General features: G+C 70.8%; 1 protein-coding gene. It reads right to left on the bottom strand.

What is annotated here, in order from left to right; translation table 11 throughout:
- The coding region (locus tag ACFYOY_RS48545) for an SDR family NAD(P)-dependent oxidoreductase (RefSeq protein WP_388594483.1) at positions 1-14,444 on the bottom strand (14,444 nt) is incomplete at its 3' end.
- Between the last annotated feature and the right edge of the window lie 32 nt (positions 14,445-14,476).

Below are 14,476 nucleotides of genomic sequence, written 5' to 3'. Positions count from 1 at the left end.
TCACGCATCCGCCCCGCGAACACCGGCGAGGACTCCATCAACTCCAACGCCATCCCCACCCACTGCGACCCCTGACCCGGGAAGACGAACACCACCTCGCGACCGGGCTGGGCGGCGCCGCCGGTCTCGATGACCTCCAGCTCGCGCAGCAGTTCCGCGCGGTCCGCGCCCACGACGGCCGCCCGGTGCGACAGTGCCGCGCGGGTCGCGACCAGGGACCATCCCACATCCAAGGGATCGAGCTCGGGGTTCTGCCGCACGAAGGATGCCAACCGCTGGGCCTGCGCCCGTAGCCCGGCCTCCCCAGCACCCGACAGCACCCATGGCACCGCGGGCAGCCCCACCCGGCCGGTGTCCGGCTCACCGCTCTCATCCAACTCCGGTGCCTGTTCGAGGATTACGTGGGCGTTGGTGCCGCTCACTCCGAACGCGGACACCCCGGCGCGGCGTGGGCGGTCCTGGTGGTCGGGCCACAGGGTCTGCTCGGTCAGCAGCTCCATGGAACCGGCGTTCCAGTCGATATGCGGGGAGGGCTCATCGACGTGCAGGGTTCGTGGCAACACACCGTTGCGCAGGGCCAGAACCATCTTGATGAGTCCGGCGGCACCCGCGGCCGCCTGGGTGTGTCCGATGTTGGACTTCACCGAGCCCAGCAACAGCGGCCGCTCCGGATTTCGGTCCTGACCGTACGTGGCCAACAGGGCCTGCGCCTCGATCGGATCGCCCAGCGTCGTCCCCGTACCGTGCGCCTCCACCGCGTCCACATCCGCCGCCGACAAACGGGCATTCGCCAGCGCCTGACGGATCACCCGCTGCTGCGACGGACCATTCGGCGCCGTCAGCCCATTCGACGCACCATCCTGATTCACCGCCGAACCCCGCACCACCGCCAACACCCGATGGCCGTTCCGCTCGGCGTCGGACAGCCGTTCCAGGACGAGCACCCCGGCGCCTTCGGCGAACCCGGTGCCGTCGGCGGCGGCGGCGAATGCCTTGCACCGCCCGTCCGGTGCGAGTCCGCGCTGACGGGAGAACTCGACCAGCAGGTCCGGTGTCGTCATCACGGCCACGCCACCCGCCAGCGCCAGTGTGCTTTCGCCACGGCGCAGGGACTCGCAGGCCCAGTGCACGCTGACCAGCGAGGAGGAACACGCGGTGTCCACGGTGACGGCGGGGCCCTCGAGTCCGAGGGTGTAGGCCACGCGGCCGGAGATCACGGAGGTGGAGTTCCCGGTGAGCAGGTACCCCTCGGAACCGTCCGGAGTGGCGGCCTGGCCCGCGCCGTACGTCGTCGAAGCGGCACCCGCGAAGACCCCGGTGCGGGTGCCCTTCAAGGCGAGGGGATCGATACCGGCGCGTTCGAAGGCTTCCCAGCACGCCTCGAGCCACAGACGTTGCTGGGGATCGGCGGCCAGCGCCTCTCGGGGGGAGATGGTGAAGAATCCCGCGTCGAAGTCCGCCGCGTTCTCAAGGAAGCCACCGGTCCTGGCGTAGGTCGTGCCGGGCCGGCTCCGATCCTGGTCGTACAGCGTGTCAAGGTCCCAGCCGCGGTCGGTCGGGAGCTCCGATATCGCGTCCGCGCCGCTCTCCAGCAGCCGCCACAGCGACTCCGGGGAGTCCGCACCGCCCGGGAACCGACAGCTCATGCCGACGATGGCGATCGGTTCGTCGGCCGGGTGCGCAACGGTAGGTGCCGGTACGGACACCGCCCCATCAGTGGAGCCGAACAGCTCGGCGTCGAGATGGCGGGCGAGCGCGGCGGGAGTGGGATGGTCGAAGATCAAGGTGGCCTGCAACCGTCGTCCAGTCGCCGTGCGCAGCCTGTTGCGCAGTTCCACGGCGGAGAGCGAGTCGAAGCCGAGTTCCTTGAACGGCCGCTGCGGGGCCACCGATTCCGGACCGCCGTGGCCGAGCACAGTCGCCGCCTCACGGCGGACCAGGTCGAGCAGAGCGTCGAGGCGTTCGTCCTCCGCCAGCCCCGCGAGACCGTCGTACCCACCGTGGTTCACCGCCTCGGCGGGGCCCGGAAGGGCGCGGGCGAGCGGGGCGCGTACGAGGCCGCGCAGCAGGGCGGGCACCGGCTCGGCGGCCGGTGAGGACGGTTCGTACCGCATCGGCACCAGCAGGGTCTCGCCGGTCGCCAGGGCGGCGTCGAAGAGGGCCAGCCCCTCATCGGTGGACAGCGGGCGGACGCCGGACCGGGCGAGCCGGTCGGTGGTCAGGTGTTCGGTCAGTCCGCTGCGCTGCTCCCAGAAGCCCCAGGCCAGTGAGGTCGCGGGCAGTCCCTGTGCCCGGCGGTGTGCGGCCAGCGCGTCCAGGAAGGAGTTGGCTGCCGCGTAATTGCCCTGTCCCGGGCCGCCGAGCACCCCGGCCGCCGAGGAGAACACCACGAACTCGGCCAGGTCCCGGTCCCGGGTCAGTTCATGCAGATGCCATGCGGCGTCCGCCTTGGGGCGCAGCACCGTCCGCAGCCGCTCCGGGGTGAGCGACCCGATCACGGCGTCGTCGAGGACACCGGCCGTGTGCACCACGCCCCGCAGATTCGGTAGCGAGTCGACCAATGCGGCCGTGGCGTCCCGGTCCGACACATCGCATGCGGCCACGCGTACGCGCGCCCCGGCGGCCTCCAGCTCGGCGACCAGCTCCGTCACGTCCGGAGCGGTGTTGCCGCGACGGCCGGCCAGCACCAGCTCCATCACTCCGTGCTCGCGCACCAAGTGGCGAGCCACCAGCCCGCCCAGAGTCCCGGTGCCGCCGGTGATCAGTACGGTTCCGCCGGAGAGCGGTCGCGGGATGGTGAGGGCCAGCTTGCCGATGTGCCGCGCCTGAGAGAGCCGGCGGAAGGCGTCATCCGCCTGACGTATGTCCTGGATCCGCAGCGGCAGCGAGGTGAACACGCCCTGTTGGAACAGGGAGAGCAGTTCGGTGAGTAGTCGGTGGATCCGGTCGGGGCCGGCGTCGAGCAGTTCAAAGGCCTCGTACGACACGCCGTGGCGCGCCAGCACCTCCTGGGCGTCCCGGAGATCGGTCCTGCCTATCTCGATCAGCCGCCCGCCGGGGCGCAGCAGTCCGAGTGAGGAGTCGAGGAGTTCGCCGGTCAGTGAGTTGAGTACGACATCCACCCCGTCCGGTGCGCCCGAGCGGAAGTGTTCCGCGAACTCCGTCGAGCGGGAGGACGCGATCCGCTGCGGGGCGACACCGTATGCGCGCACCGCATCCCATTTGGCCGGGCTCGCGGTGGCGAACACCTCGGCGCCCAACCAGTGGGCCACCTGCACTGCCGCCATCCCGACGCCACCGGCTGCCGCGTGCACCAGCACCGACTCGCCGCTGCGCACATCGGCCAGGTCCACCAACGCGTACATCGCGGTGAGGAAGGCGATCGGAGTGGCGGCGGCCCGCGGGAAGGACCAGCCGACCGGGATCGCGGCCACCAGCCGGTGATCGGTGATCGCCACCGGCCCGAAGGCCCCGGAGAACAGACCCATCACCCGGTCTCCGGGAGCCATGCCGACTACTCCGGAGCCGATCTCCAGCACCGTTCCGGCGCCTTCGCTGCCCAGCAGACCGGCCTTGTCCGGGTACATCCCCAAGGCCAGGAGGACGTCACGGAAGTTGACCCCGGCCGCGTGCACGGCCACCCGGACCTCGCCCGCGGCCAGTGGCCTGGACACCTCCGCGCAGGGCGCGAGGACCAGATGCTCCAAAGTGCCCTCGTCGTCGGCTTCCAGCCGCCAGGTGTCCGTTGCCGCCGGGAGCGGCAACGCCGGCGAGGTGGCCCGTACCAGCCTGGGTACCAGCGCCTTCCCGGCCCGGATGGCCACCTGCGGTTCGTCGGTGGCGAGCAATGCCGGGAGCGCGAACCCTGCGGACGGATCCTCGGCCGACGTGTCCACGAGCACGAAGCGGCCGGGGTTCTCGGTCTGCGCGGTGCGTATGAGTCCCCAGACCGCGGCGGCGGCAAGGCTCTCCGGATTCTCACCGGCCATGGTCGCCACCGCGCCCCGCGTCACCACGACGAGGCGGGCGTCCGCGAACCGGTCGTCCGCCAGCCACACCTGCGCGACTTCGAGAACCCGGCTGCTGAGCGCGTGCACACCCTCCGGGCCCTCCTCAGTGGCGGAAAGCCTGAACACCACCGCCCCGGCTTGGGGCTGGACCGCCGCCGCCTCGGCCAGTTGGGCCGCGGACTCGATGGCGCGGAAGTCCTCCTCATCCGGGCCGTCGGGCGAGCCGGGCAGGGCGAGCTCGGTCCAGTCCACCCGGAACAACGAATCATCGTGGGCATCGCCCTGCCCGCCCTCGGACACCGGGCGCAGGACCAAAGAGTCCGCCGACAGCACCGGTGCCCCCGTGCCGTCCATGGCCAGGAGCGAGATGGCGTTCGGGCCGGCCGGTGACAGCGCGACCCGCAAGGTGGTGGCACCGACTGCGTGCAGGGTGACACCGGTCCAGGCGAACGGAAGGTGCGGTCGGCCTGGTTCGGTCAGGAACGCGCCCAGTCCGGCGCCGTGCAGGGCGGCGTCCAGCAGGGCGGGATGGACACCGAAGCGGCCCGCGTCGCTCGCGGCCGTCTCGCCCAAGGTCACCTCGGCGAACACCTCGTCGCCGCGCCGCCATGCCGTGTGCAGCCCCTGGAAGACGGGCCCGTACGCGTAACCGCGAGTGCTCATCTCGGCGTACACATCGGTGAGGTCGACCCGTGTGGCGCCCTCGGGCGGCCACACCGTCCGGTCCACGGTGGCCGTGCCGCCACCGGGGCTGATGCTGCCGGTGGCGTGCCGTGTCCAGGCCCGTTCCCGGCCCGGCCTGGAGTACACCGTGACCGACCGGCGACCGCTCTCGTCCGGTCCGCCGACCGCCACCTGGATCTGTACGTCACCGTGTGCGGGCAGCACGAGCGGCGCCTGCAGGGTCAGCTCGTCCAGCGTGCGGCAGTCCACGTGCAGCCCCGCTTGCACGGCCAGTTCCACGAATGCGGTGCCCGGCAGCAACACCTTGTCCAGCACGGCGTGATCGCGCAGCCAGGGGTGGGTGGCCATGGAGAGCGAGCCGGTCAGCACACAACCGCCGGATTCGGGCAGGGGCACCACCGCGCTCACCAAGGGGTGACCGAGACCGACAAGGCCCGCGCCTCCGACCTCGGTCGCGCCGCGCACCGGATCCAGCCAGAACCACTCATGCTGGAACGCATAGGTCGGGAGATCGACCCTCCGTGCCCCGGCCTCGGCGAACAGCGGCTGCCAGTCCACCGGCACACCCTCGGTGAACAGCCGGCCGACAGTGCTGAGGAAGCGGGCGGGTCCGCCGTCGTCGCGGCGCAGTGATCCGGTGGTGATGATCGGGGTGTCGGTGGCGTCTGCGGTGTCCTGGATGCCGATGGTCAGCACCGGATGCGGACTGGCCTCGACGAACACCGTGTGCCCAAGCTCCAGCAGGCCCTCGATCGTGCCCTGGAACTCCACGGTCTCGCGCAGATTCCGGAACCAGTACCCGGCATCCAGCCCCGCGGTATCCAGCAGCCGCCCGGTCACCGTCGAATAGAACGGAACCCGCCCACTACGCGGCTCCACGCCCGCCAGAGCCTCCGCCAGCTCTTCCCGGATCTCCTCCACCTGTGGGGAGTGCGAGGCATAGTCCACCGGAATCCGCTTGGCCTCCGGAAACTCCACCAGCACCGCATCCAGCACCTCAACCGCACCCGACACCACCGTCGACGCCGGACCATTCACCGCCGCCACCGACAACCCCGGACGATCCCGCAGCCGATCGGCAGACACCGGGACGGACACCATCCCACCCCGACCCGACAGAGCCGCCAGCGCCTTGCTCCGCAAGGCCACCACCCGCGCCCCATCCGCCAACGACAGACCACCCGCCACACACGCCGCCGCGATCTCACCCTGCGAATGACCCACCACCGCCGACGGCACCACACCGTACAAACGCCACAACTCCGCCAACGACACCATCACCGCCCACAACACCGGCTGCACCACATCCACCCGGCCCAGCGCCACCTCATCACCCAACACATCGAACAGCGACCACTCCACCAACGGAGCCAACACATCCGCACATTCACGCATCCGCCCCGCGAACACCGGCGAGGACTCCATCAACTCCAACGCCATCCCCACCCACTGCGACCCCTGACCCGGGAAGACGAACACCACTCCGGAGTGCGTTCGGGCCTCGCCGATCGTGGCGCTGCCAGTAGTCACGGCCGCCAGCTCACGGAGGAGGTCATCGCGGTCGGCACCGACGACCACGGCACGGTGTGGCAGGGCCGCGCGGGTCGACGCCAGCGACCAGCCGACATCCACGGGCCTCAGGTCCGGCCGGTCGCCGACAAAGGCCATGAGGCGCTCGGCTTGTGCGCGGACACCGGAATCGCTCGTACCCGACACCACCCACGGCACGACCCCAGAGTCGTCGCGTTCCGGCGAGAGCTCCGGCTCGGCGACCGGTTCGGGGGCCTGCTCCAAGATCACATGCGCATTTGTGCCACTCACTCCGAAGGCGGACACTCCCGCGCGGCGGGGCCGTCCGGCCTCCGGCCATGCCGTCCGTGCGCTCAGGAGTGCCACCGCGCCGGTGGACCAGTCCACATGGGGTGTCGGCTCATCGATGTGGAGGCTCTGCGGCAGCACACCGTGGCGCATCGCCATCACCATCTTGATCACACCGGCCACACCCGCCGCCGCCTGCGTATGACCGATATTCGACTTGATCGAACCCAGCAGCAACGGCCGCTCCGGATCCCGGTCCTGACCATAGGTGGCCAACAGCGCCTGAGCCTCGATCGGATCACCCAGCGTCGTCCCCGTACCGTGCGCCTCCACCGCGTCCACATCCAGAGTGGACAAACGGGCATTCGCCAGCGCCTGACGGATCACCCGCTGCTGCGACGGACCATTCGGCGCCGTCAACCCATTCGACGCACCATCCTGATTCACCGCCGAACCCCGCACCACCGCAAGGATCGGATGCCCATGACGCTCGGCATCGGACAGCCGCTCCACCACCAGCATCCCGGCACCCTCGCCCCAGCCGGTGCCGTCCGCCGCCGCCGCGAAGGCCTTGCAGCGTCCATCGGCCGCCAGTGCGCGCTGGCGGGAGAACTCCACGAAGATTCCGGCGGTCGTCATGACGCTCGCGCCTCCCGCCAAGGCCAGCGAGCACTCGCCGGACCGCAGGGCCCGTACCGCCAAGTGCAAGGCCACCAGCGACGACGAACACGCCGTGTCCACGGTCAGTGCGGGGCCTTCGAGACCGAGGACGTAGGAGACCCGGCCGGACATGACCGATGCCGAGTTGCCCGTGCCCACCCGGCCCTCGAAGTCGCCCGTCTCGTCCGCCTTCAGCAGGGCCGCGTAGTCCTGGCCGTTCGTCCCCGTGAACACGCCGGTCTCGCTGCCCCGCAGCGTCGTGGGGTCGATGCCGGCCCTCTCCAGCGCCTCCCACGACACCTCGAGCAGCAGCCGCTGCTGCGGGTCCATCGCCACCGCTTCACGCGGGGAGATCCCGAAGAATCCGGCGTCGAACTCACCGGCTCCGGTAACGAACGCGGCCGCTCGGGTGGAGGAGGTGCCCCGGTGGTCGGGGTCCGGGTGGAACAGGTTCGCGGTGTCCCAGCCCCGGTTCTCGGGGAATGGGCCGATGGCGTCGGAGCCGTCTGCGAGCAGCCGCCACAGATCCTCGGGAGACATGACGTCCCCAGGGAAGCGGCAGCTCATCCCCACGATCGCGATGGGCTCGTCGTCCACCGCGCCGATTGCCTGGACCGGGAGGGTCGGGGCCGAGCGGTCCTGGCCACCGTGCAGCAGTTCGCCGCGGAGGTACTGCGCCATCGCCAGCGGGGTGGGCTGGTCGTACGTCAGGGTGGCCGGCAACCGTAGGCCGGTGGCCCGGTTGAGCCGGTTGCGCAGTTCGACCGCGGTGACCGAGTCGAAGCCGCTCTCCTGGAAGGCCCGGCCGGGGTCGATCGCGTCCGGGCCGGTGTGCCCAAGGACGACCGCGACATGGCGCCGGACCAGATCCAGCACCGCGCGATCCCGGTCGGCGTCGGCCATCCCGGCGATCCGCTCCGCGAATTTAGAGCGCTCGTGGCCGGGCTCGGTGCTCTCCTGACCGACTCCGGCGTCGATCAGCGCCCGCACCTCGGGGAGTTCGGACAGCAGCGGGCTGGGGCGGGTCGCGGTGAAGGCGACATAGTGCCGGTCCCAGTCGATCTCGGCGACCGTGACGACGGTGTCGTCCTGCTCGACGGCGCGTGCCATGGCCGCGACCGCCATCTCCGGCGCCATCTCCGGTACGCCGTGGCGGCGGGCCACCTCGCCCACCCCGCCCTCGCCCATGCCGTCGCCGGCCCACAGTCCCCAGGCGATGGAGGTGGCGACCAGGCCCTCGGCCCGGCGCTGCTCGGCCAGCGTGTCCACGAAGACGTGGCCGGGCGCGTAGTTGCCCTGGCCGGGTGCGCCCAGCGTGCCCGACAGTGAGGAGAAGAGGACGAAGGCGGACAAGTCCATGTCCCGGGTCAGTTCGTGCAGATGCACCGCGCCGTCGGTCTTGACGCGCAGCACTCGTTGCAGTTGCTCGGTGGTGAGCGAGTTCAGGGTGCCGTCATCGAGCACCGCCGCGGTGTGCACCACCGCGGTCAGCGGTCCGGCCTCGGTCAGCAGCTCGGCCAGGGCGTCCCGGTCCCCGACGTCACACGCCGCCACCGTCACCCGGGCACCGAGCGCCTCCAGTTCTCCGACCAGCCGCTCGGCGCCCGGCGCGGCCATGCCGCGGCGGCTGGTCAGCACCACATGCTCGGCGCCCCGGCCGGCCAGCCACCGGGCGACATGGCCACCCAACGCTCCGGTGCCGCCGGTGACCAGCACCGTGCCGCGAGGTTGCCAGGCCCCGCCGCGCTCGCGGGCCGGCGCGTGCGCCAGCCTCCGGCCGAAGAGCCCACTCGGGCGGATCGCCACCTGATCCTCGCCCGAGGTGCCGGCCAGCACACCGGCCAGGTAGTCCTGGGTACGCGGGTCCACGCCCTCCGGCAGGTCGATCAAACCGCCCCAGCGCAGCGGCTGTTCCAGGGCGACCACCTTGCCGAGGCCCCAGGCCAGGGCCTGCTTTCGGCGGACGGCCAGGTCACCTTCGCCCCTGCCTTCGCCACCGGTTTTGGCTTCGTTATCGGCATCGCTCTTGGCACCGCTTTGGGCATCGCCACCGACGCCGTCGGCGTGGCCGAGCGAGACGCCACGCTGGGTGAGGCACCACATCGGCGCTTCCAGACCGGCGTCTCCGAGCGCCTGCGAAAGCAACAGCGTCATCGCGTATCCCTGGGGGACCGAGGGGTACGCGGGGTGCGGGCTTTCGTCCAACGCGGTCAGCGACACCACACCGCTGATCCGGGGGGTGCCGGCCAGGACGGCACCCAGCCGGTCGGCCAGCGTGGCACGGTCCAGGTCGGGCTCGCCGAGAACGACCATGAGGGGCTCGGCACCGTGCCGGATCAGCGCACCGGTCACCCCGGCGACCCATTCGTGCTCGGCCTCCGCATGGGAGACCACGACCAGCCAGGTGCCGGCCGGCGACGTGGCGGGTGCGGTGAGCGGCTTCCAGCGGACCTTGTACCGCCATGAGTCGATGGTGGAGACGTCACGGCGTTCGCGCCGCCACTGGGACAGGGCTGGCACTACCTCGCGCAGCGACTGCCCGTCGACGCGCAGCGCCCCGGCGAGCGACTCGAGGTCCTCACGCTCGACGGTGTCCCAGAAGTCCGTGTCGACCGCGCCGGTGGAGATCTCGGGCGGCGTGGCGTCCAGCCAGTAGCGCTCCCGCTGGAAGGCGTACGTCGGCAGGTCCACCCGGCGGGCGCCGGGGAACAGCGGCAGCCAGTCGACCTCGACGCCATATGCGTACGCCTCGGCCAACGCGCTGAGGAAGCGGACGAGGCCACCGTCGTCCCGGCGCAGTGAGGCAAGTACGAGTCCGCCGTCCGCGCCCGCGTCGTCGAGCGTTTCGCGCAGGCCCGTGGTCAGGACCGGGTGGGGGCTGATTTCGATGAAGGTGTGGTGGCCGCCCTCCAGCGCCGCACGGGTGACCTGCTCGAGCTCTACGGTCTCGCGCAGATTGCGATACCAGTAGTCCGCGTCCAGTTGCGCGGTGTCGATGGGCCGTCCGGTCACCGTGGAGTGGAAGGGGGTCGTTCCGGTGCGCGGCTCGATGGACGCCAGGACCTTCAGCAGTTCATCACGGATCCCGTCGATCTGGGGCGAGTGGGAGGCGTAGTCCACCGGAATCCGCTTGGCCTCCGGAAACTCCACCAGCACCGCGTCCAGCACCTCAACCGCACCCGACACCACCGTCGTCGCCGGACCGTTCACCGCCGCCACCGACAGCCCGGGGCGCTCCCGCAGCCGGTCGGCGGGCACCGGGACGGACACCATTCCGCCCTGGCCCGACAAGGCGAGCAGCGCCTTGCTCCGCAGCACCACCACCCGCGCTCCGTCCGCCAAGGTCAGACCGCCCGCTACACACGCCGCCGCGATCTCGCCTTGGGAGTGCCCCACCACCGCCGACGGCACCACACCGTACGAACGCCACAGCTCGGCCAGGGACACCATCACCGCCCACAACACCGGCTGCACCACATCGACACGAGCCAGCGCCGCCTCATCACCCAGCACATCGAACAGCGACCACTCCACCAGCGGAGCCAGTGCATCGGCGCACTCGCCCATCCGCCCCGCGAACACCGGCGAGGACTCCATCAACTCCAACGCCATCCCGGCCCACTGCGACCCCTGCCCCGGGAAGACGAACACCACCGAGCGTCCCGGCTCGGCCGGGTCCGCTGCCTCCACCACGCCCGGTGCCGGTTCGTCCTGTGCCAGGGCCGTCAGCCCGGCCAGCAGTGCGGTGTGATCGCCACCGAGCACCACCGCCCGATGTTCCAGCATCGCGCGGCTGGTGAGCAGCGAGAAGCCGATGTCCGCCACGCTCCCGTCAGGATGGCTCATCAGGTGTGCGCGCAGTCGTTCCGCCTGTGCGCGAACGGTGCGCCGGTCCCGGCCTGAGATGATCCACGGGACCGCCGCGCCTGGTTCGGCGGGGTCGGGCGCCTCCGCGGCCGTCGACATCGGCGCCTGCTCGATAATCAGGTGTGCGTTCGTTCCGCTGATGCCGAACGACGACACTCCGGCGCGGCGGGGCCGTCCGGTCTCCGGCCATGCCGTCTGCTCGCCCAGGAGCCGCACCGCGCCGGTGGACCAGTCCACATGGGGAGTGGGCTCATCGATGTGGAGGCTCTGCGGCAGCACACCGTGGCGCATCGCCATCACCATCTTGATCACACCGGCCACACCCGCCGCCGCCTGCGTATGACCGATATTCGACTTGATCGAACCCAGCAGCAACGGCCGCTCCGGATCCCGGTCCTGACCATAGGTGGCCAACAGGGCCTGCGCCTCGATCGGGTCGCCCAGCGTCGTCCCCGTACCGTGCGCCTCCACCGCATCGACGTCCTGGGTGGCGAGTCCGGCGCTGGCCAGCGCCTGACGGATCACCCGCTGCTGCGACGGACCATTCGGCGCCGTCAACCCATTCGACGCACCATCCTGATTCACCGCCGAACCCCGCACCACCGCAAGGATCGGGTGTCCATTGCGCCGCGCGTCCGACAGCCGCTCCACCAGCAGCATGCCGATGCCTTCTGCGAAGCCGGTGCCGTCCGCCGCTCCCGCGAACGCCTTGCATGTGCCGTCCGGTGCGAGCCCACGCTGACGGGAGAATTCCACGAAGACGGTGGGGGTGGACATCACCGTCACACCACCTGCCAGCGCGAGCGAGCACTCACCGAGGCGCAGCGCCTGTATGGCGAGGTGCAGTGCCACCAGCGACGATGAACAGGCCGTGTCCACGGTGACCGCCGGGCCCTCGAGTCCAAAGGTGTAGGCCACGCGGCCCGAGGCGACGCCGGCCGCCGCGCCCGTGCCCAGATATCCCTCGACGCCGTCCGGAGTGGTCGACAGGCGGGTGAGGTAGTCGTGGTGCATCACCCCGGTGAACACACCGATCCGCTCGCCCTTGACGGAGGTGGCGGGGATACCCGCGCGCTCGAACACCTCCCATGATGTCTCCAGGAGCAGCCGCTGCTGCGGGTCCATGGCCGCGGCCTCGCGCGGCGAGATCCCGAAGAACCCCGCGTCGAACTCGGCCGCGTCGTAGACGAATCCACCGCTGCGGGCATACGACGTACCGGGGCGATCCGGATCCGGATCGTAGAGACCGTCCAGGTCCCAGCCGCGGTCGGTCGGCAGGACCGATATCGCGTCGCCGCCGGAGCGCACCAGGTTCCACAGCGCCTCCGGTGAGGTGATCCCGCCGGGGTAGCGGCAGCTCATTCCGACGATGACGATGGGATCGTCGGCGACGAGGGCGGCTCCGGTCGGTGTCGCGGCGACGGCGCCGCTGCCCTTCCCGAGGACTTCGGCGAGCAGGTACTCGGCGAGCGCTTGTGGTGTCGGATAGTCGAACACGGCGGTGGCGGGCAGCCGTACGCCGGTGGCGGCGCTGATCCGGTTGCGCAGCTCCACCGCGGTCAGCGAGTCGAAGCCGATCTCCTGGAAGGTCCGCGAGGTGTCGACAGACTCCGCGGAAGCATGGCGCAGCACGGCCGCAATGTGATTGCGTACAAGTTCGCGTACGACCTGGTCCCACTCGGAGCGGTCCACGGCGGCCAGCCGGTGCCCGAGCGCGGAGGCCGATTCAGGGGCGTCGACTGCCTCGGCCGCGCGCCGGATCCGCGGCCGGACCAGGTCACGCAAGACGGAGGGCAGGTTGCCGGCGTCCGACCATGCCTGGGGATCCAGCGGTGCGGCCAGCACCATTGCCTCGTCGGCGGTGAGCGCCGCGTCGAACAGATCCAGCGCCTGGGAGGTGGGCATCGGCACCGCGTGGGCACGCGCCAGATCGTCGGCCGACAGGTGCTTGGTCAGTGCGCTGCGTTCTTCCCAGAAGCCCCACGCGATCGACACCGCAGGCAGCCCCCGCGCCCGCCGATGAGCCGCCAGCGCGTCCAGGAACCCGTTCGCCGCCGCATAACTGCTCTGGCCCGCGTTACCCAAAACACCCGCCGCCGAGGAGAACAACACAAATGCCGACAGGTCCATCCCGGCCGTCAGCTCATGCAGATTCCACGCCGCGTCCACCTTCGCCCGCAACACCGGCTCAACCCGCTCACGCGTCAACGACGTCAGCAACCCGTCATCCAGCACACCCGCCGCATGCACCACACCACTCAAGGCAAAGTCCACCGACAGCCCCGACAACACCCCGGCCAAAGCCTCACCATCCGCAGCGTCACACGCCGCGATCACCACCTCAGCGCCCGCCCCCTCCAACTCCGCCCGCAACTCCGCCGCACCCTCAGCCTCCGCACCACGACGCGACAACAACACCAGCCTGCTCACCCCATACCGCGCCACCAGATGCCGCGACACCAAACCACCCAGAACACCCGTGCCACCCGTCACCAACACCGCACCCGACCCAAACCCACCCGACACCTCACCCGACACCGGCACCCGACCCAGACGCGGCACCCGCACCACACCCGACCGCACCAGCACCTGCTCCTCACCCAGAGCCAGCACCCCGGGCAGAACGCCACTCACACCCTCCACGTCATCGGTGTCCACCAGCACCAGACGCCCCGGGTTCTCCGACTGCGCGGACCGCACCAGACCCCACACCGCAGCCCCGGCCACATCCTCCACACCATCACCCGCGTCGACAGCACCCCGCGTCACCACCACCAACCGCTCACCCACCAGATCCTCATCCGCCACCCACACCTGCACTCGCTCCAACACCTCAAGCACATGCCCATACACCTCACCAGCCACATCCGGACCCGGACCATCGGAGACAACCCGCACCACCTCAGTCCGCGACGCCACCTCACCCCCCACCGCCACAGCCCCAGGCGCGTCCACCCACTCCACCCGGTGGAGGGCGTCAGTCCTGCTCCCCCGCGTGTCGTTCAGCTGCTGGACGGAGACCGGCCGCAGAGCCAGTGAGCGTGCCGACAGGACGGGCGCACCGGTGACGTCGGTGGCCCGGAGGGCGATCGCGTCGCGGCCGGCCGGGGTCAGGGTGACGCGCAGGACCGTCGCGCCGACCGCGTGCAGCGTGACGCCGCTCCAGGAGAACGGCACATAAGCCTGGCCGTCGTCGGTTACGAAGTCGCCGAATCGCACCCCGTGGAGCGCGGCATCGAGCAGCGCGGGATGGACCGCGCACCGGGCCGCGTCCCCCCGGGCCTCCTGGGCCACCGCCACCTCTACGAAGACCTCGTCTCCCCGGCGCCAGGCATCCCGCAACCCCTGGAACACCGGCCCATACGCATACCCCCGCTCCGCCAACGCCCCGTAAACCCCCTCCACCCCAACCCGCTCCGCACCCACCGGCGGCCACA

This window comes from Streptomyces sp. NPDC007875 (assembly GCF_042868035.1).
In the GTDB taxonomy this organism is placed as follows: domain Bacteria; phylum Actinomycetota; class Actinomycetes; order Streptomycetales; family Streptomycetaceae; genus Streptomyces; species Streptomyces antimycoticus.
Note: the sequence above shows the minus strand (reverse complement) of the source record. Positions and strands in the feature narration are given on the sequence as shown.